General features: G+C 72.9%; 24 protein-coding genes. 13 read left to right on the forward strand and 11 right to left on the reverse strand.

What is annotated here, in order from left to right:
- The first annotated feature begins 46 nt into the window (after positions 1 to 46).
- The 4 genes from EMA17_RS55290 to EMA17_RS11160 all read left to right on the forward strand — a co-directional run bounded on the left by EMA17_RS55290 (position 47) and on the right by EMA17_RS11160 (position 1,997).
- Complete coding sequence (locus EMA17_RS55290) at positions 47 to 307, forward strand: DUF3099 domain-containing protein (protein WP_281290476.1); 261 nt, start codon at positions 47 to 49, stop codon at positions 305 to 307.
- A 127-nt stretch (positions 308 to 434) separates the two neighbouring features.
- Positions 435 to 719, forward strand: a complete 285-nt coding sequence (locus tag EMA17_RS11150) for a hypothetical protein (protein WP_126636783.1) — start codon at positions 435 to 437, stop codon at positions 717 to 719.
- A 113-nt stretch (positions 720 to 832) separates the two neighbouring features.
- Positions 833 to 1,702, forward strand: coding sequence for an NAD(P)H-binding protein (locus EMA17_RS11155; protein ID WP_126636784.1), 870 nt, complete (start codon positions 833 to 835; stop codon positions 1,700 to 1,702).
- 97 nt (positions 1,703 to 1,799) lie between these two features.
- Complete coding sequence (locus tag EMA17_RS11160) at positions 1,800 to 1,997, forward strand: hypothetical protein (protein ID WP_126636785.1); 198 nt, start codon at positions 1,800 to 1,802, stop codon at positions 1,995 to 1,997.
- Positions 1,998 to 2,078: 81 nt separating this feature from the next.
- On the opposite strand, the gene EMA17_RS11165 is transcribed toward EMA17_RS11160, so the two are convergent.
- Entirely contained in the window at positions 2,079 to 2,270 is a 192-nt protein-coding gene (locus EMA17_RS11165; RefSeq protein WP_126636786.1) for a hypothetical protein, read from the reverse strand.
- 130 nt (positions 2,271 to 2,400) lie between these two features.
- Between EMA17_RS11165 and EMA17_RS11170 the strand changes: the two genes are divergently transcribed.
- The gene (locus EMA17_RS11170) at positions 2,401 to 3,261 is read left to right on the forward strand and encodes a hypothetical protein (RefSeq protein WP_371862987.1); all 861 of its coding nucleotides are present in this window, start codon (positions 2,401 to 2,403) and stop codon (positions 3,259 to 3,261) included.
- Between the two features lie 37 nt (positions 3,262 to 3,298).
- Here EMA17_RS11170 and EMA17_RS11175 read toward each other — a convergent pair whose 3' ends face one another.
- From EMA17_RS11175 to EMA17_RS11185, 3 genes are all read right to left on the reverse strand, one after another.
- Positions 3,299 to 5,092: a SpoIIE family protein phosphatase gene (locus EMA17_RS11175; protein WP_246126584.1), complete on the reverse strand. Its 1,794-nt coding sequence runs from the start codon at positions 5,090 to 5,092 to the stop codon at positions 3,299 to 3,301.
- 113 nt (positions 5,093 to 5,205) lie between these two features.
- Positions 5,206 to 6,561, reverse strand: coding sequence for a pyridoxal phosphate-dependent decarboxylase family protein (locus EMA17_RS11180; RefSeq protein ID WP_126636787.1), 1,356 nt, complete (start codon positions 6,559 to 6,561; stop codon positions 5,206 to 5,208).
- 193 nt (positions 6,562 to 6,754) lie between these two features.
- Positions 6,755 to 7,222 carry an Lrp/AsnC family transcriptional regulator gene (locus EMA17_RS11185; protein WP_126636788.1) on the reverse strand — a complete coding sequence of 156 codons (468 nt, stop codon included), beginning with the start codon at positions 7,220 to 7,222 and terminating at the stop codon, positions 6,755 to 6,757.
- A gap of 672 nt (positions 7,223 to 7,894) precedes the next feature.
- On the opposite strand from EMA17_RS11185, the gene EMA17_RS11190 reads away from it, so the two are divergent.
- The gene (locus tag EMA17_RS11190; protein ID WP_126636789.1) at positions 7,895 to 8,497 is read left to right on the forward strand and encodes an NADPH-dependent FMN reductase family protein; all 603 of its coding nucleotides are present in this window, start codon (positions 7,895 to 7,897) and stop codon (positions 8,495 to 8,497) included.
- A gap of 189 nt (positions 8,498 to 8,686) precedes the next feature.
- Here EMA17_RS11190 and EMA17_RS11195 read toward each other — a convergent pair whose 3' ends face one another.
- Together EMA17_RS11195 and EMA17_RS11200 are read right to left on the reverse strand one after the other, a co-directional pair.
- On the reverse strand, positions 8,687 to 9,601 hold the full coding sequence (locus tag EMA17_RS11195; protein ID WP_126636790.1) for a terpene synthase family protein: 915 nt from the start codon (positions 9,599 to 9,601) through the stop codon (positions 8,687 to 8,689).
- 82 nt (positions 9,602 to 9,683) lie between these two features.
- Positions 9,684 to 11,144, reverse strand: coding sequence for a cytochrome P450 (locus EMA17_RS11200; RefSeq protein WP_126636791.1), 1,461 nt, complete (start codon positions 11,142 to 11,144; stop codon positions 9,684 to 9,686).
- A 287-nt stretch (positions 11,145 to 11,431) separates the two neighbouring features.
- On the opposite strand from EMA17_RS11200, the gene EMA17_RS11205 reads away from it, so the two are divergent.
- Positions 11,432 to 12,784, forward strand: a complete 1,353-nt coding sequence (locus EMA17_RS11205; protein WP_160161366.1) for a cytochrome P450 — start codon at positions 11,432 to 11,434, stop codon at positions 12,782 to 12,784.
- A gap of 56 nt (positions 12,785 to 12,840) precedes the next feature.
- Here the strand turns inward: EMA17_RS11205 and EMA17_RS11210 are convergent, their stop codons facing one another.
- Positions 12,841 to 13,557 carry an NAD(P)-dependent oxidoreductase gene (locus EMA17_RS11210; RefSeq protein ID WP_126636793.1) on the reverse strand — a complete coding sequence of 239 codons (717 nt, stop codon included), beginning with the start codon at positions 13,555 to 13,557 and terminating at the stop codon, positions 12,841 to 12,843.
- Positions 13,558 to 13,651: 94 nt separating this feature from the next.
- Here EMA17_RS11210 and EMA17_RS11215 point away from each other — a divergent pair, with 94 nt between their 5' ends.
- The gene (locus tag EMA17_RS11215) at positions 13,652 to 14,353 is read left to right on the forward strand and encodes a TetR/AcrR family transcriptional regulator (RefSeq protein ID WP_174861344.1); all 702 of its coding nucleotides are present in this window, start codon (positions 13,652 to 13,654) and stop codon (positions 14,351 to 14,353) included.
- Here the strand turns inward: EMA17_RS11215 and EMA17_RS11220 are convergent.
- Positions 14,306 to 14,911, reverse strand: coding sequence for a TetR/AcrR family transcriptional regulator (locus tag EMA17_RS11220; RefSeq protein WP_126636794.1), 606 nt, complete (start codon positions 14,909 to 14,911; stop codon positions 14,306 to 14,308). The two genes, EMA17_RS11215 and EMA17_RS11220, sit on opposite strands and share 48 nt — an antisense overlap.
- A 100-nt stretch (positions 14,912 to 15,011) precedes the next feature.
- Here EMA17_RS11220 and EMA17_RS11225 point away from each other — a divergent pair, with 100 nt between their 5' ends.
- Positions 15,012 to 16,517, forward strand: a complete 1,506-nt coding sequence (locus tag EMA17_RS11225) for an MDR family MFS transporter (protein WP_126636795.1) — start codon at positions 15,012 to 15,014, stop codon at positions 16,515 to 16,517.
- 73 nt (positions 16,518 to 16,590) lie between these two features.
- Here the strand turns inward: EMA17_RS11225 and EMA17_RS11230 are convergent, their stop codons facing one another.
- Positions 16,591 to 18,171 carry an FAD-dependent oxidoreductase gene (locus EMA17_RS11230; RefSeq protein WP_126636796.1) on the reverse strand — a complete coding sequence of 527 codons (1,581 nt, stop codon included), beginning with the start codon at positions 18,169 to 18,171 and terminating at the stop codon, positions 16,591 to 16,593.
- 127 nt (positions 18,172 to 18,298) lie between these two features.
- On the opposite strand from EMA17_RS11230, the gene EMA17_RS11235 reads away from it, so the two are divergent.
- Positions 18,299 to 18,910, forward strand: coding sequence for a TetR/AcrR family transcriptional regulator (locus tag EMA17_RS11235; protein ID WP_126636797.1), 612 nt, complete (start codon positions 18,299 to 18,301; stop codon positions 18,908 to 18,910).
- 146 nt (positions 18,911 to 19,056) lie between these two features.
- Here EMA17_RS11235 and EMA17_RS11240 read toward each other — a convergent pair whose 3' ends face one another.
- Positions 19,057 to 19,701, reverse strand: coding sequence for a class I SAM-dependent methyltransferase (locus EMA17_RS11240; RefSeq protein ID WP_126636798.1), 645 nt, complete (start codon positions 19,699 to 19,701; stop codon positions 19,057 to 19,059).
- A gap of 219 nt (positions 19,702 to 19,920) precedes the next feature.
- Here EMA17_RS11240 and EMA17_RS11245 point away from each other — a divergent pair, with 219 nt between their 5' ends.
- The 3 genes from EMA17_RS11245 (at position 19,921) to EMA17_RS11255 (ending at position 23,099) form a co-directional block, all read left to right on the forward strand.
- Positions 19,921 to 20,808 (forward strand): phosphotransferase family protein, encoded by an 888-nt coding sequence (locus EMA17_RS11245; RefSeq protein ID WP_126636799.1) that lies wholly within the window; start codon positions 19,921 to 19,923, stop codon positions 20,806 to 20,808.
- Positions 20,809 to 21,045: 237 nt separating this feature from the next.
- The gene (locus EMA17_RS11250) at positions 21,046 to 22,191 is read left to right on the forward strand and encodes a polyprenyl synthetase family protein (RefSeq protein ID WP_126636800.1); all 1,146 of its coding nucleotides are present in this window, start codon (positions 21,046 to 21,048) and stop codon (positions 22,189 to 22,191) included.
- A 218-nt stretch (positions 22,192 to 22,409) separates the two neighbouring features.
- Positions 22,410 to 23,099, forward strand: a complete 690-nt coding sequence (locus EMA17_RS11255) for a helix-turn-helix transcriptional regulator (protein ID WP_126636801.1) — start codon at positions 22,410 to 22,412, stop codon at positions 23,097 to 23,099.
- 48 nt (positions 23,100 to 23,147) lie between these two features.
- On the opposite strand, the gene EMA17_RS11260 is transcribed toward EMA17_RS11255, so the two are convergent.
- Positions 23,148 to 23,663, reverse strand: coding sequence for a methylglyoxal synthase (locus EMA17_RS11260; RefSeq protein WP_246126585.1), 516 nt, complete (start codon positions 23,661 to 23,663; stop codon positions 23,148 to 23,150).
- Between the last annotated feature and the right edge of the window lie 158 nt (positions 23,664 to 23,821).

Raw genomic sequence — 23,821 nt, forward strand, 5'->3', positions numbered from 1 at the left:
CCCGCCGCCCCCGTCGTCTCGCAACGACAAGTCGTACCGTGAAGGCATGAGCACCAACGACCCGGACGGGCCGGGTCCCGGGGGTGCCACCCCGAACGGGCCGGTCCCGTCCCAGCGCCGCCGACGCAAGCGCTACTTCGTGATGATGGGCGTGTGCCTGCTGCTGTTCCTGCTCGCCGGCACGGTGGTCTACCGCTGGTCGTTCCCGGCCGCCGCCGGCATGACGATCGTCGCGATGGCGATCCCCCCGTTCGCCGCGATCGTGGCCAACCGCCGCGAGCGGGGCGACCGCTGGTGGGACGAGTGACACACCCCGTCGGTCACGGATCGGTTCCGACGCGGTGACAACCCGGAAGGCGACGAACCATCGCCCCCTCCCGGTCCGTCCCTCCCGACGACCCGCGAACGCGCGGGTGTGTGGGGGAAGGGCGGAGATGGCCGGCGACGCGGGCATACATGCGGCACGACGGGGCGCGACGCTCCGGGACGACCCGCTCGGGCGAACGATCCCCGGCGAGCGCGCCGGTCTCGGCGAGCGCATCGACCCCGGCGGGGTGCGCCGACTCGGCGCCGCCGCCCGACAGGGGCTGCTCCTGCTGCTGCTCGTCGTGGTCGCGGCGGGCCTCGCCGCGGTGTACCCGGACCAGGCGCACCAGGCGTTCGACCGGTCGCGACCGGTCCTGGACCTGATGCTCGGCTCGCTCGGCGACGTGCGCTGAACCGGGCACGCCGGATGGGCGTGGTTCGACGGGAGAGCGGCAACCGCGCAGTAGGGTCGGTGGCCGAGCGGCCGGGCGGGGCCCGATCGCGCGAGTCGGGAGAGGACGTCGTCATGGCACCAGTCATCGCGGTCACCGGAGCGAGCGGGCAGATCGGCGGCCGGGTCGCCCGGCGGCTCGCCGAAGCCGGCGCCGCGCAACGATTGGTGGGACGTGATCCGTCCCGACTGCCCGAACTGACCGGCGCGACCCCGGCGCCGCCGGCGACCTACGCCGACGGCGAGGCGATGCGCCGGGCGCTGGACGGCGCGACCGCACTGTTCCTGGTCTCCGCCCGGGAGAGCGCCGATCGGGTCCGCGAGCACATCTCGGTCGTGGACGCCGCGGTCGCCGCCGGGGTCCACCGCGTCGTCTACGTGTCCTTCCTGAGCGCCGCCCCCGACGCCACCTTCACCTTCGCCCGCGACCACTGGCACACCGAACAGCACATCCGCGACTCGGGCCTGCGCCACACCTTCCTGCGCGACAGCCTGTACCTGGCCGGGCTGCCCGCCATGGTCGGACCCGACGGGATCATCCGCGGTCCGGCCGGCGACGGTCGGGTCTCGGCGGTGGCGCACGCCGACATCGCGGACGCCGCGGCGGCGGTCCTGCTCGGCGGCGACGCGCACGACGACCTCACCTACGACCTCACCGGCCCCGAGGCAATCACCCTGACCGAGGCCGCGGCGGTGCTCACCCGCTTCACCGGCCGGCCGATCGGCTACGTGCCCGAGACCCGCGACGAGGCCTACGCCTCACGCGCCCGGTACGACGCGCCGGCCTGGGAGATGGCCGGCTGGGTGACCTCCTACGAGGCGATCGCGACCGGCGAGATGAGCAAGGTCTCCAACGCGGTACCGATGCTCACCGGCCGCCCGGCGCAGAACCTGGCCGGCTGGCTGACCACCCACCCGCAATCCTGGAGCCACCTCAAGCCCTGAGCCCCGCCGGGCCGGCTTCGAGCCCCGGCGGCCGCGCCGCTCCCCCGACCGGCCGCGCCCGGGTGCGGGGCGCCGGGAGGACGGGTCTGCTGGGGCTATGCACCCCAGACACCCGATCATCGAGCTGACCGAGCTACTGATGCGCGAGACCGATCTGCCCCAGGATCGCGCGAGCGCTCTCGTACGCCGCATCTGGGACGCGGGCGTGGCCGAGGGCACCCGGCGGATGATGGACGACCTCGCCGCCGCCAACCGCGAGAGCGAGGAACTGCGCCGCGCCCTGGACGACGAGTGAGCCCGCCGGACCCGGAGGCGTGGTGTCCCCGCTCGGGGCCGGACCGGGACACCACGCCCGCCCGTGACGCGGAGCACGCGCCTACAGCGGCAGCGTGCCCGCGAGCTGGTTGACCTGGTTCAGGTTGTTGAGGCCGTCGGGATACACCGCACTGGGAACCCCGGCGACCCGGCCGGTGTTCGGAGTGGGCTCCTGCGCGGAGGCGGCGGACGCGCCGAAGGTCACGGCGAGAGCGGTGCCGGCCAGAGCGGCCGCGGTGATGCGCTTGATCATGCCCCACCCAACGAGGGGCCCGCCCACTTGGTCACCGCGCCGCGCGCCGGCGGGCCCCGGTTCACCTGTTCGGCGTCGGTAGCCCGTTCCCGAGGGGGAACCGGAGCACCGACACGGAGGAGGAGGGCCGATGCCGGCGGCGCACACGACCCACCCGGAACTGGCCGGATGGTGGCAGGACACCATGATCCGCGAGGGCCGGCTGCCGATGGCGCTGGCGTTCGCGTCGCTGCTGCTCACCTTCCTGATCACCCGCACCATCACCCGGCTGATCCGGGCCGGGCGCGGCCCGTTCCGCAACCTCGACAGCGGCGGGGTGCACATCCACCACGTGGTCCCGGGCATCGTGCTCGCCCTGATCGGCGGCTTCGTCGGCGTCGGGACCGGCGAACACCTGGTCGGCCGCGCAGTCGCGGGGGTGCTGCTCGGGATCGGCGCGGGGCTGGTCCTGGACGAGTTCGGGATGATCGTGCACCTGGCCGACGTGTACTGGTCCGAGCAGGGCCGGATCTCGATCGAGGCCACCGTGCTGACGATCGCCGCGGTCGGCCTGGCGGCGAGCGGGTTCGTGCCCTTCGACGCGCGGCCCGAGGGCGACAGCGTCGACGACCGGGTGGTGTGGCTGATCGTGCTGCTCCTGGACATCACCATGGCCGCGATCACCTTCGCCAAGGGCAAGGTCGGTACCGGCGTGATCGGCGTGTTCGTCCCGGTCGTCAACATCGTCGCGGCGATCCGGCTGGCCCGTCCCGGCTCCCCGTGGGCCCGCCGGCGCTACCGCGACCGCCCGCGAAAGCTCCGCCGCGCCCAGGCCCGGGCCGCGCGCCACAACGCCCGCTGGGGTCCGATCCGCCGCCGCTTCGAGGACACCATCGCGGGCGCCCTGATCCCGACCCCGCCCACCCCCGCACCGCCCCCGGAACCCCGCCACCGGGTCACCGTGACCGGCACCCGACACACCTGGACCCGCCCCGCCGCGGACCCGAACTGACGCCCGGCGCGCACCGGTTGCGCCCGGCGGGCGGGGATCAGCGCGTCGAGGTCGATCCGCCCCGGGCCGCCGGGCGCCTGCGGGCGGCCAGGACCGCGATGTCGTCCTCCGGCTTGTCGGTGATCATCCGGGCGATCACCGTGTCCACCAGGCGCACCAGCGGCGTCTCCGCGGTCAGTCCCACCCTGGTCAACCGCTGCAACGATTCGCCGATGTCCTCGCCCCGGCGCTCGACCAGACCGTCGGTGTACATCACCAGGACCCGGTCCGGATCGCTGCGCCGGCGCACCGAACCGTAGCCGCCGAAGCCGGTGCCCAGCGGCGGTCCGACCGGCACGTCGACCAGTTCGGCCGCGTCGCCCGGGCCGACCAGGAGCGGCGGCAGGTGGCCGGCACTGGCGAAGGTGACCGTGTCCGTCGCCGGGTCGACCAGGACCAGCAGGCAACTGGCCACCCGTTCGATGCCCGCCTTGGTGCTGGTGCGGTCCACCGCGGCCAGGATCTCGTGCGGCTCCAGGTCGGAGCGGGCCTGTACCCGAAGCAGCGCCCGGAACTGGCTCATCTCCACGGCGGCCTGTACGCCGTGCCCCATCACGTCGCCGACCGCGAGCAGGGTGCGGCCCCCGCTCAGCGCGACCGCGTCGTACCAGTCGCCGCCCACCTCGACACTGCTGCCCGCGGGTCGGTAGCGCGAGGCCAACTCGATGTCCGGGTGCGGCGCGTCGGGCGCGGCGAGCAGCGCGTGCTGGAGCGCGAGCGCGATGTCGTGCTCGTGCGCGTAGCGGCGGGCGTTGTCCACGCTGATCGCCCCGCGCCGGGCCAGGTCGCGGGCCAGGATCACGTCCTCGGGGGAGAATTCGTCGGCCGCGCCGTGCCGGGACATGGTGACCATGCCGATCGCGCTGCCCCGGGCGACCAGCGGCAGCGCCACCACCGAGTGCAGGCCCACCGAGCGGAACACGGCGAGCCGGTCCGGGCTGGACACCTGCCGGGCCATCTCCTCGTCGGCCGCGCGGTTGACCACCACGGGGCTGCGTTCGCTGAGCGCGCGCGGCACCATCGAGCCCTGCTGGTAGTCCACGTTCTCGCCGGGTTGGCGCAGGATCGCCGCCTGTTCGGCCATGCCGGGCCGATGCGACAGCGCGGCGCGCCACATCCGGACCAGGTCGAGCGGCTGGTGCGGGGTGCCGTTGGCGCCCTCGACGGCGAACACGTCCACCGTGGCCACGTCGCTCAGCTCGGCGACGAACAGCTCGGCCAACTCCTCGCAGGTCTCGACCAGATCGAGGGTGGTGCCGACCCGGGTGGCGGCGGCGTCCAGGACCGCGAGCCGGCGCCGGGCCGCGTCCAGCTCCAGCTGGGTGCGCCGGGACTCGGACACCTCCAGGAGCACGGCCGCCAGACCGACCACCTCGCCCTCGTGCTCCAGCCGGTGATAGGCGCCGTGCCACCAGCGGCGGCCGGGCGGACCCGCGTGCGTGGTCCCGGAGGAGGTGGCCTCGCGGGCCACGCCGTCGCGCAGCACCGCCCGGAGCACGTCCTCCTTGGCGTCCACGTCGGGCAGCACCTCGCCGATGGTGCGGCCCAGGTGCACCTCGGCCGGCAGGCCGTTCATCCGGGCCAGCGCCGGATTGACATAGAGGTAGCGCATGGTCGGGCTCATCACCCCCACCGCCGCCGGTGTGCCGTCGAGCAGGCCCTGCAACACCGCGTAGGCGCCGACATCCCGCACATCCCCCGCGCGTGTACCCACCAGTCGTGCCACCGCGCCGGTCACGGCGTCGACCTCCGGCACCATCATCGGCGGGTCCGCGTACTCGTCCAGCGCCACGCCTGTCCTCTCCGGCCCCGAGGCCGATCGGGCGCCCGGCCCCCGAAGCCGTCCCATCGGCTTCCAGTCTGGGCCACGGCGACCCGAACGCGCGAGCGGCAGGCCGCACTGCGTTACCTCATCGTGGCCAGGATCTCCTCGACCATCGCCATCGTGGTACCCGGGTGCAGGAACGCGAAGCGAGCCACGGTCTCCCCCTCCCAACCGGTCGGGGTGACGAAACCGACCTGACCGGCCAGCAGTCGCCGAGACCAGTCGAGGTAGTCGTCCGGACGCCAACCGGTGCGCCGGAACAGCACCGCGGACAGCTCCGGGTCGCGGATCAGCTCCAGGTCGGGGGTGGCCCGGATCAGCTCGGCGGTGTCCCGGGCCAGGGTCAGCGCGGTCTCGATGGCCTCGGTGTACGCGTCGGTGCCGTGCACCGCGAGGGAGAACCACAGCGGCAGGCCGCGGGCGCGCCGGGTGAGGTGATACGCGTAGTCGGTCGGGTTCCACTCCTCGGGCGCGTCGGTGTGCAGGACGTCGAGGTAGGACGCGTCCTGGGTGTGCACGCCGCGGGCCGGGCCCGGGTTGCGGTAGATCAGCGCCGCGCAGTCGAACGGCGCGAACAGCCACTTGTGCGGGTCGACGACGAACGAGTCGGCGAGTTCGATCCCGTCGTAGCGGGCCCGCACGCTCGGCGCGAGCAGCCCGGCGCCGCCGTACGCGCCGTCCACGTGGAACCACAGGTCGCGCTCGCGGGCCACCGCGCCGATCCCGGCCAGGTCGTCGATGATGCCCGCGTTGGTGGTGCCGGCGGTGGCCACCACGCCGACCACGTCGTGCGCCTCGGGGTCGGCGGCCAGCGCGGCGCGCAACGCCTCGCCGGTGAGGCGGTGGTCGGTGGTCTCGACGACGAGCGCGTCCATGCCGATGATCCGCAGCGTGTTGCCGATCGAGGAGTGCGCCTGATCGCTGACCGCGATCCGCAGCCGGTCCCGCGGGCCGGTCCCGGTCCGCCGCCGGCCCATGTCCCGGGCCACCACGAGCGCGGACAGGTTGCCCGCCGAGCCGCCGCTGACGAAGCAGCCGCCGGCGCTCGCGGGCAGCCCGGCCAGGTCGGCGATCAGCCGCAACACCTGGTTCTCCGCGGCCACGGCACCGGCCGCCTCCAGCCACGAGATGCCCTGGAGCGACGCGCACGAGACGACCATGTCGAACAGCAGCGCGGCCTTGGTCGGCGCGGCGGGGATGAAGGAGAGGAAGCGCGGGCTGTCGCAGGAGATCACCGCCGGGGCGAGTCGGTCGGCGTAGATCGCCAGCACCTCGCCCGGGTCGTTGCCCCGCGCGCCGATCAGGCCGTCGAGCGCGCGGTCGAGCTTGTCCTTGCGGCCGGGGTGGTCGAGCGGGACCGGGTCCAGGGCGAGCCGTTCGCGCATGTAGTCGAAGACCAGGTCGGCGAGCGCGGGGTCGTACCGGTGCATGGACATGGACATGGGGGTGCTCGACGTCGGCATGGCGGTGCTCGGCATTCTCTCGGCGCGGTCGCGCGGCGTCCCCGCCCGGGGGCGGCGGGGTCGCGACGACGGAATTCGGGGCGCCGGGGGTCCGCACCGGCAGCTCAAACACTACGTACGGGCGGGCGATCCGGCCAAGAGCGTGATCATGCGCGTTCGTGGCGATCTATTGCGTCTCCACTCCCTGCCACGTCGTTCCATTGCGCCTGACCAGCCTCGAAAGCACGACACAGCTCTTCGAACGCACCACGAAGGGCTCCGCCGCGATCCGCTCCAGGACTCGCTCGAAGTGTTGTACGTCGGCCGCGAGCAGGTGGATCACCGCGTCGGCGTCGCCGGTGACGGTGCTGGCCGAGACCACCTCGGGGAACTTGGCCAGCGCGCGCCCGATCTCGCTGGGCGAGGTACGCCCGACGCAGTACAGCTCGACGAACGCCTCGGTGGTCCACCCGAGCGCGGCGGGTTCGACCGACGCGGAGAAGCCGGTGATCACGCCGGAGGCGAGGAGGCGGTCCACCCGGCGCTTGACCGCGGACGCGGACAGGCCGACCCGGGTGCCGATCTCGGCGTAGGTCGAACGCGCGTCCTCGATGAGCGCGGTGATGATCCGGCTGTCCAGCGGGTCCAACGCCATCGGTGGCTCTCCTGGGTGCGGTCGGCGGGGTGGGGGGGTCGGGGTGGGGGTCGGTGGCGAGTCGGGGGTGGGCGGCTCGGTCGGGGCGGGACTCGGGGCCGGTGGGCTCGGGTTCGCCCGGTTCGGGTGTGTGCGGGCCCGGGTCCGGTGGGCCGGGCACAGTGACCGTAGCCCACGCGGGTGCCCGGATCCGATTCGTTCGCGGCAGCCGCTCGCCGCGGTCGACGCGGGTACACCGGGGGTCGCTCGCGGCGGGTCGTCGACGCGCCGCCGACCCGGGCCCTCGTCGGGTGTCGAATGCCGTTTGTTGTCCGGCGGTTCACTTCACGGACGTGCTGGTGTGCGTTGATCGAGGACGGCTCGGGAGTGCGGTGGACGAACGGAGCGAGGTCCGGCGGCGCGAGGGCGGCCGACGCGCCGGCGACGGGTCACGGGGACCGGGTCGCCCCGGGCGCCGGCGGGTCGGACGTCCCCGTCCGTCCCCTCGGCGGACGGCCGGACCGGGGGTGGCGCCGGGAGTCCGCTTCGTGGCGTGAACGGCCATCGGCACCACGGCGCGCCCGCGCCTAGCGTGAAGTGGCCGGCAGAACGCACGAGTGCCCGTTGATCATGAACTGGCCGACAGACCGGGAAGGCACCGGCCTTTCCGGACATCCGATACGGGGAGACGACATGAGCATCAAGGTCACCGTGATCTATCACGACACCGACACGTGCGTACGCGCGCTGGCCGACGCGGTCGCCGCGGTCGCCTGGAACACGGGCGCCGACATCCGGCTGCGCAGACTCCCCGAGGCGGAACCGGCCGCGCCACGGGACGGGACCAAGGCCGACCCGCTCGCGACGGTGGGCGACCTGACCTGGCCCGACGTGGTGATCCTGGGCGCACCGGCACGCGACGGCGACGTCGTCGCACTGCTGCGCCGTCTCACCCGCTCGGCGGCCGCGTCGGCGACCGACGCGGCCGCCCGGGACATGCGCGACTCCTGGCGGCGGCGGTCCTGCGAGCAGGTCTTCGGCGTCTTCGTCACCACCCCGGCCCCCGACACCCGCCACGGCGGCCTGATGCGCAGCTTCGCGATAATCCGTCCCCGGTCCCCCGAGAACGACACCCTCGGCCCGCGCCGGTCGATCGCCACCCCCACCGGACTCACCGCCCGCGCATCCGCCACGGACGACCCGACCCTGCTGTCCCTCGACCTGGCCCGAATCCAAACCCGCCGCTGCGTCGAGATGGCCGCCCTGCTCCGAGCCGAACGAGTACTGGTGGCCTGAGCGGCGAACGGGCGGACCCGGGCGGTCGGTTCGCCCCGCGGGCGGCCGCCGGACGGCCCGGTCTTCGGTAGCGGACCGGGCCGCCTGCCCACCTCCCTGCGGCGGGCTCGACCGGTCGCAGACTACGGCCGCGTCACATGATGGCCGATCGCTGCGACATCGGCGTCGGCGGGCCTGGACAAGCGGGATTCAGGTACCGAAGAGAGAGGGCAGGTTGTCCGGTGGTCGCGGGGAAGTGACGTGGTAGCGACCGCAGTTCATGGACCAGTCGAGATTGCCGCGGATCCAGGCGCCCATCCCGCGCACGTATCGGGCCAGGCGGGCGTCGCCCGATTCCAGGAGGGGTCGGGCCAGTCGATCGAAGCGGCGCATCTGGTCCTCGTACATGTACACCGCCCTGCGCAGCGCCTCGTCGAGGGGGCAGTGGAAGTGGTCGGCGAGCACGGTGATCAGGTTGGTGTGGCCGGGCCAGTACAACTCGCGCATCCCGGAGAGGATGTCGTGGGTGTACGCGATGGCCCGGGCGGCGGCCTGTTCACAGCGACGGACCTCGCGGGCGGCCCAGATCGGGCCCGGCAGGTAGCAGTCGTCGGCCAGTTCGATGACGACGAAGCACATGCCGCGCATCAGGATCGTGGACTCACGCAGCCGCACGTACTGCCCCAGGCTCGGGGTGATGCCGCGGGCCCGATAGATCGCCTCCGCCGCCACCGCCCCCAGGTAGCGGTTGAAGCCGTCGGCGAAGCGCTCCACCTGTTCCGCGTCCACCGCCATCCGGACGAGCCTGGTGCGCAGGTCGATCAGGGCTTCCAGATACGGTTCGGGCACCGCCTCGGTCCCGCCGTGCAGGACCCGCTGGGACCACAGGATGTGATCGGCCAGGTCCTCGATTCGGCCCTGCGCGGGGGCCAGTTCGGAGAAGCGGTCGTCCTGGAGGAACAGCCACACCATCAACTGCGCGGCCAGCACCGCTCCTTCCGGGTCGCCGTGCGGATAGGTCAGCGCGCCCAGTTCGCCGAATTGCGCCGCGCGCGCCGCCGCTTCCTCGGTACTCGTGGTGACGTATCCGAACCGCCGCATCCACGCGAGCGTACGCTCGATCACCTCGCGCTCGTCCGGGTGGCGGGCCGGCTCCACCGGGCACCACAGGTGCGGCGCGGTGAGCCGGGCCGCCGGGTGTGCCGGGTCAGTCGCCGTCGGAGGACGTGGCGCCGGCGGCGGGGTGGACGGGGCAGTGGGGCGTCGCGGGTTCGTCGGTCGGTACATCGGCCGCCTCCTCGGGTGCCGGGGTCCGCGGACCGCGTGGCTCTACCGTCAACTCCAGGGGGACCGGGGAGAGCGTCATGCGCAGCAGGGGCCTCGGCGTGGGGGCGCCGGGTATCCGGGCCAGCGAGACCCTGGACATGATGCTCGCGGCGGCCAGGGTGGCCTCGGTGATTCCGTAGGAATCGCCGATGCACTTGCGGGTGCCGGATCCGAACGGAATGAACGCCTCGCGCCGGGCCTGGGTCACCGCTCCCGGCAACCAGCGGTCGGGGTCGAAGCGGTCGGGGTCGGGGAACACGCTCGCGTCCCGGTGCAGACAATAGGGACTGAACATCACCTCGTCGCCCGGGGACAGGTGTATGCCGTCGAGGGTGATGTAGTCGGTGACCCGCCGGCTGAGCACCGACACCGACGGATACAGGCGCAGTGTTTCGGTCAGGACGCGGCTCAGCAGGGGCAGGCGCGGGATGTCGTCGTAGCCGGGCATGCGGCCGGCCAGTACGGTGTCCACCTCGTCGTGCAGGCTCTGCTCCAGTGGGCCGTCGTGGGCCAGAACGCCGAACGTCCAGGCCAACAGGTCGGCGGTGGCCGGGATTCCACCGATCATCAAGGTGGCGATCTGGTCGCACACCTCGTCGTCGGTGAACGCGCGACCGCGCTCGTCCTCGGCGGCCATGATCGTGGACAGGCCGTCGACCCGGTCGGCGTCGCGCACGCGGTAGGCCTCGACCATGCGCTTGATCAGCGAACGGGCCTGGATCCGGGCTTTTTCGAAGCGGCGGTTGGCCGGGATCGGCGCCTTGTGCACGAGGGCGACGGGAATCACCATCTGCCACCACATGCCGGGCATCAGCACGGTATACGCCTCTTCGATCCGGGTGGTCAGATGCGCCTGGGCCGGATCGGAGAACAGCGTGCGGGTCAGCGCCCGGCACGCGAGCAGGCGCATCTCCCGGCATACGTCGACGACTTGCCCGGGTTGCCACGAGTCGACCACGTCCCGCGCACATTCGGTCATGGCGTGGGTGTAGGAGACGATGCTCGGCTGTCGAAACGCCTGGTTCATCAGTGGGCGTTGGTAGCGGTGGTCGGCGGCGGAGCAGGTACCGAGGCCGTCCCCGATCAGGGTGCGGGCGGTATCGACGAAGGGGCCGCCCTTGTCGAACCGGTGCTGTTCGGTGACCAGCGCCTTGCGGACCAGGTCGGGCCGGGTGATGAGGTAGGCGACCTTCGGGCCGAGCCGCAGCCGTACGATCGGGGCGACCGCGTGCTGCTCCAGCAGGAACGCCATCGGGTCGCGCCACATGGGCAGGGTGTGCCCGAGGATCGGGAGCACCCTGCGGGCCACGGGTGGGACGCCGGGTGGGGTGAGGGTGGTCATGAAGCCCTCCTTGGTGGTGCGTTCGGTTCCGGGCGGTGCCGTTGCCTTCGCCCGTGCCGTCGCCCGTGTCGGGGCGGGCGAGGGCGGCGGCGTGCGCGGGTTTCGGGAGCGGTTCGCGAGCTCGCCGTCCCATGCTTAGCGTTCGCCCGGCACGGCCGGTAAGGGCGTGCGAGGTAGCGAATTCACGGCGCGAGGAGGTCGGTCGGGTGCACCCTGCCGAACCGGCGATCCCCTCGGCACAGTGGTGGGGGTCACCGGCAGCCTGGCCCGACGTGAAGGGATGGCGTGTGCACACCATCGAGGACGTACCCACCGCACCGGGCGCTCTGCCCGGCGTAGGACACCTCCACCTCCTGGCCGGTCGTCGGCTGCGCTTCCTCGAATCACTGCCCGGGGTGGGGCCCTTGGTGCGGATCAGACTGGGCACCGCGCCGGTGTACGTGGTGACCGACCCCGTTCTGGTGCATCAGGTGCAGTCGTCCAAGGGCCGCAGCTTCGGGCGGGGCAAACAGTTCGAACGCATGATCCCGCTTCTCGGACACGGCGTGATCACCTCCGACGGGGAGCTGTACCACCGGCAACGGCGGGTCATCCAGAAGGCGTTCACCCCGGCGCACATCGAGCGGCACGTGGCCTCGATCCATCGGCGCACGAAGGAGTCGTGCGCCGACTGGAAGCCGGGCCGACCGGTGGACGTCCTCGAGGTGATGAAGGCCCTCTCGGTGGCCGTGACGGCGGAGACCCTGTTCTCCAACCGTCTGCCCGAGGGCGTCCTGGCCCAATTGCACCGGGTGTTGCCGGTGATCGAGCGGGCGGCGGTGGAGCGGCCGATGTTGCCGAAGGTGGTGGATCGGCTGCCGCTGCCGTACGTCCGGCGCGGGGACGAGGCCATGGCCCGGATGCGCGCGTTGGTGGACGAGGCCGTCGCCGCGTGCCGTGAGCGGTCCCCGGAGGGCGGCGGCGACGTGGTGGCGCACCTGCTCGCCGCCCGCGACCCGGACACGGGGCGGCCGTTGGCCGACGACCTGATCCGCGACGAGGTCATCGCGATGCTGATCGGCGGGGTGGCGAACGTCCCGACCACGCTGTCCTGGGCGTGGTACCACCTGGCCCTGCGCCCGGGAGCGGAGCGGCGGATGCTCGCCGAGATCGCCGGGATCGCGGGGACCGCCGAACCGGGCCACGCCGTGACGACGTCGACCGATCCCCGGGCGCTGCCGTACACGCGGGCGGTGATGTACGAGGCGATGCGCCTGCACTCGGTGCAGTTGGTGACCCAACGCACCACGGCGGCCGTGGAGTTGGGTGGCTTCATGCTGCCGAGCGGCACCGATACCGCGTACAGCCAGCACTCCCTGCACACCGACCCGCGCTTCTGCCGCCGGCCGGAGGCATTCTCCCCGGAGCGCTGGCTCCCGGGCAGCGACTGGAAACCGCCGCGGCACTCCTTCGTGCCCTTCGGCGGTGGCCGGTTCAAGTGCATCGGCGACAACTTCGCCGTCGCCGAGATGATGGCCACGCTGGTGGCGGTCGGCGGTTCGTGGCGCCTGACCCTGCGACCCGACACGCGGGTGCGAACATCCCTACGGGAGCCCATCCCCGGCCCGAGAGGACTGATGCTGGTTCCGGAGCCGATCTGACCCGCGCGTGGCGGCGGCTTCGCCGGTGCACGAACCGGCCACGCGGGGCCCGGCGTTCACCCGCCCGACGCCGGGCCGCGCGCGTGGGCGAGCGCGCTGGGGGTCCGGCAGCCGACGATCGCCGGCGCCTCCCGGACGAGTTCGTCGTCGGTGAGCGCCGCCACCATGAACAGGGCGAAGTCCACCCGGCGGGTGCGGTCGCTGGCCAGCACCGGGTCGCCCACGTGCCGGCTCCACACGGGCAGGCCCTCGCTGTCCCCCTCCTTCAGGGTGCTGCCGCGCACCACCGTCCATCGGGTGTCGCTGTCGAACACCCGCCGGCACGCCTCGACCTGGTCGTCGATCTCCACGGCCCGGACGAGCCTGCCCAGCACGGTGGCGATCCGCACGCCCAGGGTGAACATCCGCGAGTACCGGTCCTCGCCGTCGCGCGTGATGTGCCAACCGCAGGAGAAGACCAGGCGCGCGCCCGGTCGGGCGTGGTCGAGCACCGCCTGCGCCGTGCCGGACGCGTACTGCCGCACACCCCACGGCACCAGCACCGTCAGCACCCCATCGCACCCCTCGACCGCACGCCGGATCACGTCCGGGTCGTTCGTGGGCCCGGGAACGACGGTCATCCTGCCGTCGAACGCGGCCAGTTTCGGCACACTCTGCTCCCGGCACACACCGACCACCTCGTAGCCGCGCTCCAGGCACCGCCGAACCATGTACTGCCCGAGCTTGCCCGAGGCTCCGACGACGCAGACCTTCCTCATGCCTTCCGCACCCATGGCGCAACCCTTCGTCGCAATGCCGACCTTATCTTGTAAGGCAAGTTAGCCTTATGTCGTAAGGTGGTCAACGGCAACGAACAAGGAGGGGTGCATGACGGAGGCAGCCAGGCGACGCGGCGGCCGTTCGACCCGCACGCCGCTCAGTCGCGAGCGGGTGATCGCCACGGCGATGGCGGTGGCCGACGAGAAGGGCACGGCCGCCCTCACCATGCGCGCCATCGCCGAACCCCTGGGCGTCGAGGCGATGTCCCTCTACCACCACGTCGCGGGTCGCGAGGAGGTCCTGGACGGCATGGTGGACGCGGTCTTCGCCGAGATCGACCTACCGCCGCTCGGCACCGACTGGAAAGCCGCCATGCGCCACCGGGCGACCTCGGCCCGCACGGCGCTGCGCCGCCACCCCTGGGCGGTGGCCCTCCTCGATTCCCGCGCCCACCCGGGCCCCGCGACCCTGCGTCACCACGACGCCGTCGTCGGCGCCCTGCGCACGGCGGGCTTCTCCGTCCCGATGACCGCGCACGCCGTCTCCCTGATCGACAGCTACGTGTACGGATACGTCATCCAGGAACTGAGCCTGCCGTTCGCCGGCACGGCGGACCTGACCGAGATCACCGACGAATTCCTGCACGACCTCCCCGCCGACACCTACCCGCATCTGACCGAACTGGCCACGGAGTTGGCCCGAACCCCCGACTACGACCCGGCCGGGGAATTCGCCTACGGCCTGACCCTGATCCTCGACGCCCTACACCCGACCGGCACTCGCCCCGCCGCCGGCATCGCCGACCAGTAGCGGAAGAAAGATCTCGTCGACGATCTCTTCCAGGGCCCGGTCGGGGGCGGCGGCGAAGGTCGTCAGGAATTCGTGGCGCAGCAGGTCGAACGGGAGGGACTTGATCCGCTCGGTGAGGCGGGCCGGGTCGATCTCGCCGCGGTCCACGGCTCGGGCGAAGAGGACGTCGACGGCCTCCTTGCGGCCGGTCACGAGCGGGTCGGTGATGTCGCCGGGGCGGATTCCCGTCGCCTGGTAGTGGGCGGCCAGGTGCGCGATCACGATGGTGGCCAACTCGGCCCGGGTGCTGTTGATCTCGCGCATCAGGGTCAGCACGTCCTCGCGCAGGCTGCCCGTGTCGGGGATGGCCAGCCGGGCCTCCTTCATGGTGTGCGCGATGGCGGCCCGGACCAGTTCGTCGCGGTCCGACCAGCGGCGATACAGCACCGGCGGGCTGGTGCCGGCCCGCTTGACCACGGCGTCCACGGTGAATTTGGCGTAGCCGTGCAGGGTGAGTTCCGCCCAGGCCGCGTCCAGGAGCGCCTTCTCCAGTGCCGCCCCGCGGCGCCGCTCGGTCATCCGCGACCTCCTCGTCCTCATTGGATAGGTTGCCTATCTTATCGCGGCGCCCTACGCTGAGAATCGTAAGATAGAGGCCCTTTCTTAAGGAGCATCGTCCATGACCGCCTCGGGCGCCCAGTCGCCACCCGCCGCCGACCCCACCGATCCCACCGACCCCGCCGACCCCGACCGCATCGACCCCGCCCTGCGGCGGCTGACCTTCACCCTGATCATCGGCGCGCTCGCGGTCATGTTCGACGCCACGATCATGAGCGTCGCCATCGACGACCTCGCCGGGCGGATGCACGCCTCGGTGTCCACCGTCCAGTGGGTGAGCACCGCCTACCTGCTGGCCCTGGCCACCGTGATGCCGGCCGTCGGCTGGCTCCAGGCGGCCCTGGGCGGCAAACGCCTGTGGATCGCGGCGCTGGGCGTGTTCTTCGTCGGCTCGCTGCTGTGTGCCGCGGCATGGAACGCGCCGAGCCTGATCGCCTTCCGGGTGGTCCAGGGCTTCGGCGGCGGCATCATGATGGTGCTGATGACCACGCTGATCATGCAGGCCGCCAAGGGCCGCAACATCGGCCGGGTGATGGCCTTGATCACCGTGCCCGCGGCCCTGGGACCGGTGCTCGGCCCGGTGCTCGGCGGGGTGATCCTGCACCTGGGCGACTGGCGCTGGATCTTCCTGTTCAACGTGCCCTTCTGCGTCGTCGGCGCCTTCCTCGCCGCCCGCGACCTGCCCCGGGACCGGCCCGTTTCCCGTCCCCGGCTCGACGTCGTCGGCATGCTGCTGCTCTCGCCCGGCGTCGCCGCCGTCATCTACGGCCTGTCCCGGATCGGCGGCTCGCGGGGGCCGGCCGACCCCGCGGTGTGGCTGCCCCTCCTCGCCGGACTCGCCCTCCTGCTCGGCTACGTCGGCTGGGCGCTGCGGCGCGGACCGCGCGCCCTGGTCGACATCCGCCTGTTCCGTCACCGCGCCCTGGCCTCGTCGTCGGTGCTGGTCTTCCTGTCCGGCGCGTCCCTGTACGGCACGATGCTGCTGTTGCCGCTGTACTGGCAGCAGGTACGCGGTGCGGACGCGCTCGGCGCCGCGCTGCTCCTGATCCCGCAGGGGGTGGGCACCCTCGTCTCCCGCTCGCTCGCCGGGCGGTACATGGACCGCTTCGGTGCCCGCCCCGTCGCCGTCGTCGCGTGCGCCCTCGCCTGCGCGGCCACCCTGCCCTTCGCCTTCGTCACCGCCTCCACCGACAACGTCGTGCTGATGGCCGTGCTGTTCGTGCGCGGTGTCGGACTCGGTGGCGCGATGACCACGATCCTGGGCGCCGCCTACATCGGACTCGCGCCCGAGGAGATCCCGCAGGGCTCCGGCATCAGCCGCCTCGCCCAGCAGATCGGCGGCTCGGCGGGCACCGCGCTCCTCGTCATGATCCTGCAGCGCGCCTCCGCCGACGCCCACACGCCCGCCGCCCTGGCCTCGGGGTTCGGCGACGCCTTCCGGTGGGCCACCGCGTTCACCGCCGCCGCCGTCCCGCTGTGCCTGCTCCTGCCCGGCCGCCCCGCCGACCCGCCGGCGCGGGAGCCGGAACGGGACGCCGCGTCCGCCGGGGACTCCGCCGCGGTCTGAGCGATCCGTCCACCGACAAGCCCGGCTCGGGGAGGGCTCGGGACCGGCTCGGGGCGACCTCGAAGGCGCCGGGTCAGTGGGTGCCGGCCCAGCGGAGCCTGGCGGTGGCGAATCGCTCGGTGGCGGCGGCCGGTTCGTCCGTCTCGTGCGCGGCCCAGATCACGATGCCGTCGGGACGGACCAGCAGGCTCGGCCGGTCCGGGTCCGCGGTCGGATCGGCGACGTGCACGATCCGGTCGTCGAGCAGCCGGACCGCTTCCGCGAAGCGGCCGTCGGCCGTGCGGTCGACCAGGACGAAGCGGCCGTCGTGCGCGAAGTCGGCCAGGCGGCGGCCGGAGGTCAGGGGGACGTCGCCCACGATGGACCCGACGGGCGCGGCCGCGTCGTCCGCGACGTCGTAGTGCTGCATGATGCCCGAGGACAGGGCGACCATGCGGTTCGTCGCGCCCGGTACGGCGAACAGTTCGTCGCCGACGACTTTGCGCAGCTGTTCGGTGCGCTCGTCGCCGCGCATGAGGGCGACCTGGGCCCGGGTCCAGTCGAGCACCCAGTCGGCGATCGGGGCGCGCTCCGCGTGGTAGGTGTCCAGCAGTCCGGGCGGCGCCCAGCCCTGGACGGTCGCGGCCAGTTTCCATCCCAGGTTCACCGCGTCCCCGAAGCCGAGGTTCAGGCCCTGGGCGCTGAACGGCGAGTGCACGTGGGCGGCGTCGCCGGCGAAGAACACCCGGCCGCGGCGGTAGCGTTCGACCCGTCGGGCGTTGTCCGACCAGCGCGTCGCGCGGCCCTGTATCCCCTTCATGGTCACGTTCGTCCCGGTGACCTCGCGCACCGCCTCCTGGAGTTCGGCGAGGGAGACGGGCGCGTCGCGGTCCTCGGGTTGCGGACCGAAGCGGGCGACGAGGATGCGGCCGGCGATGGGGCCGTAGGCGTAGACGCCGGTGGGCGTCCAGTTCCACCCGTGTGCCAGACCGGTCGCGTCGAAGTCGGCGATGGCCTGATGGCCGACCAACTCCGGTGCGGTTCCGATGAATTCGACGCCGAGCTGCTTGCGGATCGCACTGCGTCCGCCGTCGGCCGCCACGACCCACTCGGCGATCCACTCGCCCGCGTCCGTGTCGACGACGACACGACCGTCGCCGTCGCCGAGCACGTCGCCGCGCACGCCCTCGACCGTGACACCCCGGTGGACGACGACCCCCAGCCGGGCGCAGCGCTCGGCGAGCAGCAGTTCCAGGTCGTACTGTGGCACCGCGATCCCGCCCGCCACCGCCGTGTGCGAGGCCAGCACCGGGTCCGCCTGGTCGACCAGGTCGTTGCGGAACATGATGCCCGCGAAGTGGCCCATCACCGGAAAGCGCGGGGCGCCGTCCTCGAACGCGCCGACCAGTCCGCGGGTGACGGCGGTGCCGCCGCCGGCGGTGAACCGCCCCGCGGCGGCCATCCGGCGGCGCTGGATCTCCTCCGCCGCCGGCAGCAGGCCGCGCCGGTCGAGGATCTCGGCGCTGGCCACGTTGATCGAGCCGGACTTGATGGTGGAGTCGGGCTCGGCGAGGCGTTCGAGCACGGTCACCCGTACGCCCTGGACGGCCAGTTCGGTGGCGAGCAGGAGCCCGGTGGGCCCGGCGCCGACGACGATCACATCGCTCCGCTGCATGGTGCACCCCTTAGACTGAGTCCGTGGACTGACTCGGTAGCCTTACCCAGCATGTTTACCGAGTAGACTGACTCAGTAGCCTTACCGAGTAAGCCTTACCCGGTAAATGTAACACGAGAGGTGGGGCATGCCGAACCGAGGAGACCGAGGAGGCGCGAAAACACGCGCCCGGATCGCGGACGTCGCGACGCGGATGTTCCTGGAGCGGGGCTTCGACGAGGTCACGGTCGCCCAGGTCGCGACCGCCGCCGGCGTCTCGAAGGTGACGGTTTTCTCGCACTTCGAGCGCAAGGAGGACCTCCTGCTCGACCGGCTTCCCGCCGCGATGGACACCCTGCGCACCGCGATCCGCGAGCGCGCCGAGGGCGTCGGCCCGGTACAGGCGTTCCGCACTCTCGCGGTCACCCTCGCGGAGCAGCGGCGCGCCCTGACCGGACTCGGTGACGGCGTGGAGCCGGTCCTGCGCACGGTCGCCGGCTCCCCCGCCCTCCTCGCCCGGCTCCGCGAATTCGAGCACGAGGTCGAGGCGGCACTGGCCGACGACCTGCGCGAGGATCCGCGCTTCACGGGCGACGCGGACCTGGTCGCGGCACTGATGGTGGCCGCCTACCGCACGGTCGCCGTGGACACCGCGCGGCGCCGGCTCGCCGGGGACGATCGTGCCGAGATCGTCGCCGCGCACCTCGAACGACTCGACCGGGCGTTCGACGCGGTCGAGCACGGGGTCACGCCCGGCTGACCCGGGGCGGGGCGCCGGCGCGAGCGCGGCCTACCGCGGCGCGACCACGGGCCTACCGCCGCCACGGCCGGCCCGGGGCGTCGCACGGCTCCCGGGCCGCGCTCGGCTCGGACGGCGCGGGCGGATGGCCGCTCGTGCAGCGGCGTTCACCCGCTCCGCCGCGCCAGCAGATACCCGCGTCGCGTCTGTGCCTCCTCCGGATAGTGCGCACGCTCCAACTGCGCCTCCACGGTGAAGCCCGCCGCGCTCAACTGCTCGACCACCGCCTCGATTTCGAGATAGTGGAAGTCCACGTCGACCTCCCGTCCCCACCACTCCGCCAGGTGCCGCACCTCGACGCCCAGGTGGAACGCCAGCAGCAGTCGCGCCCCGGGACGCAACACGCGGTGCAACTCGACGAAGGCGGGCCGCAGTTCACCGGCGTCGAGGTGGATGATCGAATAGAACGCGATCGCGGCGCCGAACTCGCCGTCGGACGCGGGCAGACGCAGGAAGTCGCCCTCGCGGAACTCCGCCTTCGGGTGCTCGCGCTCGGCGATGGCCACCATGGCCGGCGAGAGGTCGATCCCGACCGCCCGCGCACCGCGCTCGGCGAGCCAGCCGGTGATGTGCCCGGGGCCGCAGCCCACGTCCGCCATCGGCGCGTCGGGATCGCTCTGCTCGATCAGCGCGCTCAACAGCGCGCGATCCAGCGGCTTGTGCGCGAGTTCGTCGCCGATCCGCACTCGATACTCCTGCGCCACGACGTCGTAGCTGCGCCGCACGCGACCGTGATCACTCGTAGTGGACATGCCCGTCAGCATTCCACGCCGCCCGGAACCCCACGACCCGGTTTCTCCGGCCCACCGCGCGCTCGTCACCGCTGGTGGCACGTGGTGTTCCGGTGGCCCGACCTTCGCCGCGCCGACGCGATAATTCGGGTGCGGGGACTCACCCCGGCCGATCCGGACCCACCCGCCGCCCGGTTCGCCGGCACGGACCACGGCGGGACGTACGCACGAAGGGGAATCGTGACCGAGGACGAGCCCGGCGGTACGCCCGCCGCCGACCGCATCCTGACCCGACACGCGGCGCTGCTGGCCCGCCTGCTGCCCACCGACCCCCCGGCCGCGTTGACGGTGCGTCAGGGCCAGTTCCACCACGTGGTGATGGGCGCGTCGCGGGTGGTCTGCCTCGCCCGCACCGACGCGGCCGAACGGCGACTGCCCCGGCGCGCCGCCCTGATCCGGCTGCTGGGCGGATTGTCGCTCGGCGTGCGCACTCCGCGGTTGCTGGACGCGGGCGAGGATCCGGGATACCTGCTGCTCGACCGGCTCCCGGGGGTGCCGCTCGCCCCGGACGCGGCCGTTCCCTCCGGCGCCGCCGCGCAGTACGCCGACCTGCTCACCGCGCTGACCCGGGCCGCCGCGCATCCCGAGGTGCGCGCGGCATTCGCGGCCGACAGGAGCGAAGTACCCGCGCCCACCGCGTGGTCCGTCTTCGCCGCCGACGTCCGCGCCGAGTTGTACCCCCTCATGTCGCCGACCGGCCGCGGCCGCGCCGACGCCGAACTCGGCGCCGTACAAGCCCTGTCCCCCGTGGTCTCCGCCCTGGTCCACGGTGACCTCGGCGGCGACAACCTGCTCTGGACGACCGTCGACGGCACGCCGCGGTTGAGCGGTGTCCTGGACTGGGACGAGGTCTCGCTCGGCGATCCGGCCGAGGACCTGGCCGCGATCGCCGCCACCCACGGCGACGCGCTCGTCGCGGACGTCCTGGACCGGATGGGCCGGCGCGACGCCGCCACCTCGACCCGAATCGCCGCGATCCGGGGCACGTTCGCGTTGCAGCAGGCGCTGTCCGCACTCCGCGACGGCGATCGTGACGAGTTGGCCGACGGGTTGAGCGCATACCGCTGACGCCCCGCCGGGCCGCGACCGCCGCGAAACCACGCGATGGTGGGGACTGGAAGCACGCGTCCCCCGTTCGGGGTGTACGCACGCCGCAGCGGTGCTTCCGCACTCGACTGTCGGTGACCGGTCGCGCTCTGTTGGGTTGATCCGGGCGCCGTCCAGCGTCCGCATCATGCGTCGCCCCCACCGCGCCTCGGCGTCGCGAGGCGACGTCCCGGGGGCGACACAGGGGGTTCGCAGGCCGTGACCGAGACGACACCGCAGGTTTCCTCGACAGCGCAGGCGGCGCAGCCGGTCCAGACGGCGCACTCGACGCAGTCGCCGCACAAGCGTCGTCCGAGCCGACGGGCGCGCACGGCGGGCGCGACCGCCAACGCGCCCACCCCGTACGAGCCGTGCGATCGCCCGGTGGTGGACGTACCGACCGTGCTGGCCGCCGAGTTCGCCCGCCGCTGGCCGAGCGAGGCGGACGGGATGGAGGCGGTGCATCGCTACGCGCTGCTGCCGACGGGGAAGTTGCTGCGGCCCGCGCTGGTGATGTACGCGGCGCTGGCGGTGGGTGGCGAGGTCGAGCACGCGTTGCCGGCCGCGGTCGGCATGGAGTGCGTGCACACCGGGAGCCTGGTCCACGACGACATCATCGACGCCGACGAGGAGCGCCGCGGGCGGCCCGCGGTGCATCGGGCGTACGGCCCCGAGCGGGCCGTCATCGCGGGCAGCGGCCTGTACTTCACGTGGTTCGCCACCCTCGCCGAGTGTGCCCGCAACGGGGTGCCGGCCGAGCGGATCGCGCGGGCGATGGCGGCCCAGGCCGAGGGCGGATACGCGATGTGCCGGGGCGTGTTCGACGAGTTGGGCTTCGCCGGGGACCTGGACTGCCCGGTCGAGGACTATCTCGCGATGGCCGGCGGCAAGACCGGCGCGCTGCTGGCCACGTCGTGCCGGGTGGGGGCGATCCTGGGCGGCGGGGACGACGCGGCGGTGGAGGCGTTGAACGCGTTCGGGCGCCATGTCGGGCTCGCCTTCCAGATCCGCGACGACCTGCTCCCCTACGCCGACGCCTCGGCCGCGACGATGGGCAAGCCCGCCGACAGCGACGTGTGCAACCACCGGCCGACCCTTCCGGTACTGCTCGCCCACGAGCGCGGCACCCTCGACCAGCGCGCCGCGATCCGGCACGCGCTGCTGCACGAGCGCAACCCGGAGATCGCGCTGAGCCGCATGCGCACGCTGGTCGAGGCGACCGGCGCGGCGGCCGACGCGCGAGCACTCGCCGAAAGCTACGAACAGAGCGCCCGGGACGCGATCTCCTGGCTTCCGGTCAACCCGTACACGGAGGTACTGCGCCAGTGGTCCCGGCGCGACCCGACACCGCCCACCGGCGCCTGACCCCGCCCCCGCACACCACCCCGCACACCGTCCGCTTCATCCCCGCGTCGCTGCGTCACCGAAAGTACGCCTCGGCATGGCGAAAGCGGAGTCGCGAACGCCCCTTCCCGGGTAGGTTGTACGGCGCCGGCCGGGGTACGGACCGGCTCTAACAGGGCAATCGGGCGTACACGGACCGAAGTACCGTGATCGGCGCGGGAGTCGAAAGGTTGACCTACGTGACGAACCGACCCGAGCCGACGGCGCGCCCGATCGCCGGCACACCGAGGCGACCACCGGTCGCGGATCCGGGCGGCGGTCCGGACCCGAGCCGACTTCGGCCGCGCACCCGGGTGTCGATCCGGGTCGCCGACGACCGGGCGTCCGTGCGCGAGCGCCTGACCGCGCTGATCGGCGCGTGCGGCGACATGGAGGTGATGGCCGACGGCGACGGGCGCGCACCGCAGGTGGTGTTGACGGACGGGCGCGCACTCGGCCCGGACGGCCGCCCCGAGAGCCCCGCCGACGTCCTCGCCCGGCATCCGGGCGCCGCGCTACTCGTGGTGTCCGCCGCCGCGGCCGATCCGGCCGCACCCGTCGCCGCGTACGGCCGCCTGGCCGAGGACGCGAGCGGCGAGCGGATCGCGACGGCGATCCGGGACGCCGCACGCGGGCGGGCCGCGATCGACCCGGCGACCGTGGGGCGCCCACGCCGTCGCACCGGGCACCCGGATCGGCTCACCGATCGGGAGGTGGAGGTGTTGTGCCTGATCGCGTCCGGCCTGAACAACGCGGAGATCGCCGCCGCCCTGCGGATCGGCGCGGCGACGGTCAAGACGCACATCAACAACACCTTCGCCAAGATCAACGTCCGCAACCGCGCCGACGCGGTGCACTACGTCGACCGCCAGGGACTGTCGCGCGGCTGAGCCGGGCCGAAGGGCCGACGGGCGGCCTCCGCCGACGTACGGCGGCGCCTACGCGGCCAGCGGCGCGAACACCGGCGACTCCGGCCGATCCGGATCGTCGGCCGCCACGAGCAGGGGCGAGGTGATCACGAAGTCGGCGGTCGCCCGATTGCAGGCCACCGGGATGTCCGCGAGCACCGCGAGGCGCAGCAGCGCCCGAACGTCGGGCTCGTGCGGCTGGGGGCTGAGCGGGTCCCAGAAGAACACCAGCAGGTCCACGTCGCCCTCGGCGATCCGCGAGCCGATCTGCTGGTCGCCGCCCAGGGGGCCGCTGCGGAACCGGATGATCTCCAGGTCGAGTTCGTCGGCGAGGATGCCGCCGGTGGTTCCGGTCGCGTACAGGCGGTGCCGGGCCAGCGTCTCGCGGTGGATCCGGGCCCAGGCGAGCATCTCCGGCTTGCAGCGGTCGTGCGCCACCAGGGCGATGCCGCGCTCGCGGGGCTCGTGGGGCCCGGGGGCCTCCGATACCTCGCGGAGTTCGTGGCGCTCGGGGTCGAGCAGGTCGTTCGGTCGGGTCACAGGCATCTCCGATGTGTCGGTGTTTCGCATGCCCTCAGTGTGGCCGGCCCGTGTTGCGACGGTATGGCCGCGACATGACGACCACGAGAAGTCGAACGGATCATGTCGAGGGCACCGGCGCGTTCCACGAACGCCGGTGGCCGGCCGTCGTGTGCGGCTCGTGG

It is taken from the genome of Embleya hyalina, from assembly GCF_003967355.1.
Lineage (GTDB): Bacteria > Actinomycetota > Actinomycetes > Streptomycetales > Streptomycetaceae > Embleya > Embleya hyalina.

Coding starts and splice junctions, on each gene's coding strand:
- EMA17_RS11215 (WP_174861344.1), top strand. CDS start 13,652: ATGACGGAGGCAGCCAGGCGACGCGGCGGCCGTTCGACCCGCACGCCG.
- EMA17_RS11260 (WP_246126585.1), bottom strand. CDS start 23,663: ATGCCTGTGACCCGACCGAACGACCTGCTCGACCCCGAGCGCCACGAA.
- EMA17_RS11165 (WP_126636786.1), bottom strand. CDS start 2,270: ATGATCAAGCGCATCACCGCGGCCGCTCTGGCCGGCACCGCTCTCGCC.
- EMA17_RS11160 (WP_126636785.1), top strand. CDS start 1,800: ATGCACCCCAGACACCCGATCATCGAGCTGACCGAGCTACTGATGCGC.
- EMA17_RS11170 (WP_371862987.1), top strand. CDS start 2,401: ATGCCGGCGGCGCACACGACCCACCCGGAACTGGCCGGATGGTGGCAG.
- EMA17_RS11150 (WP_126636783.1), top strand. CDS start 435: ATGGCCGGCGACGCGGGCATACATGCGGCACGACGGGGCGCGACGCTC.
- EMA17_RS11200 (WP_126636791.1), bottom strand. CDS start 11,144: ATGACCACCCTCACCCCACCCGGCGTCCCACCCGTGGCCCGCAGGGTG.
- EMA17_RS55290 (WP_281290476.1), top strand. CDS start 47: ATGAGCACCAACGACCCGGACGGGCCGGGTCCCGGGGGTGCCACCCCG.
- EMA17_RS11155 (WP_126636784.1), top strand. CDS start 833: ATGGCACCAGTCATCGCGGTCACCGGAGCGAGCGGGCAGATCGGCGGC.
- EMA17_RS11210 (WP_126636793.1), bottom strand. CDS start 13,557: ATGGGTGCGGAAGGCATGAGGAAGGTCTGCGTCGTCGGAGCCTCGGGC.
- EMA17_RS11180 (WP_126636787.1), bottom strand. CDS start 6,561: ATGTCCATGCACCGGTACGACCCCGCGCTCGCCGACCTGGTCTTCGAC.
- EMA17_RS11240 (WP_126636798.1), bottom strand. CDS start 19,701: ATGTCCACTACGAGTGATCACGGTCGCGTGCGGCGCAGCTACGACGTC.
- EMA17_RS11190 (WP_126636789.1), top strand. CDS start 7,895: ATGAGCATCAAGGTCACCGTGATCTATCACGACACCGACACGTGCGTA.
- EMA17_RS11235 (WP_126636797.1), top strand. CDS start 18,299: ATGCCGAACCGAGGAGACCGAGGAGGCGCGAAAACACGCGCCCGGATC.
- EMA17_RS11230 (WP_126636796.1), bottom strand. CDS start 18,171: ATGCAGCGGAGCGATGTGATCGTCGTCGGCGCCGGGCCCACCGGGCTC.
- EMA17_RS11220 (WP_126636794.1), bottom strand. CDS start 14,911: ATGACCGAGCGGCGCCGCGGGGCGGCACTGGAGAAGGCGCTCCTGGAC.
- EMA17_RS11225 (WP_126636795.1), top strand. CDS start 15,012: ATGACCGCCTCGGGCGCCCAGTCGCCACCCGCCGCCGACCCCACCGAT.
- EMA17_RS11185 (WP_126636788.1), bottom strand. CDS start 7,222: ATGGCGTTGGACCCGCTGGACAGCCGGATCATCACCGCGCTCATCGAG.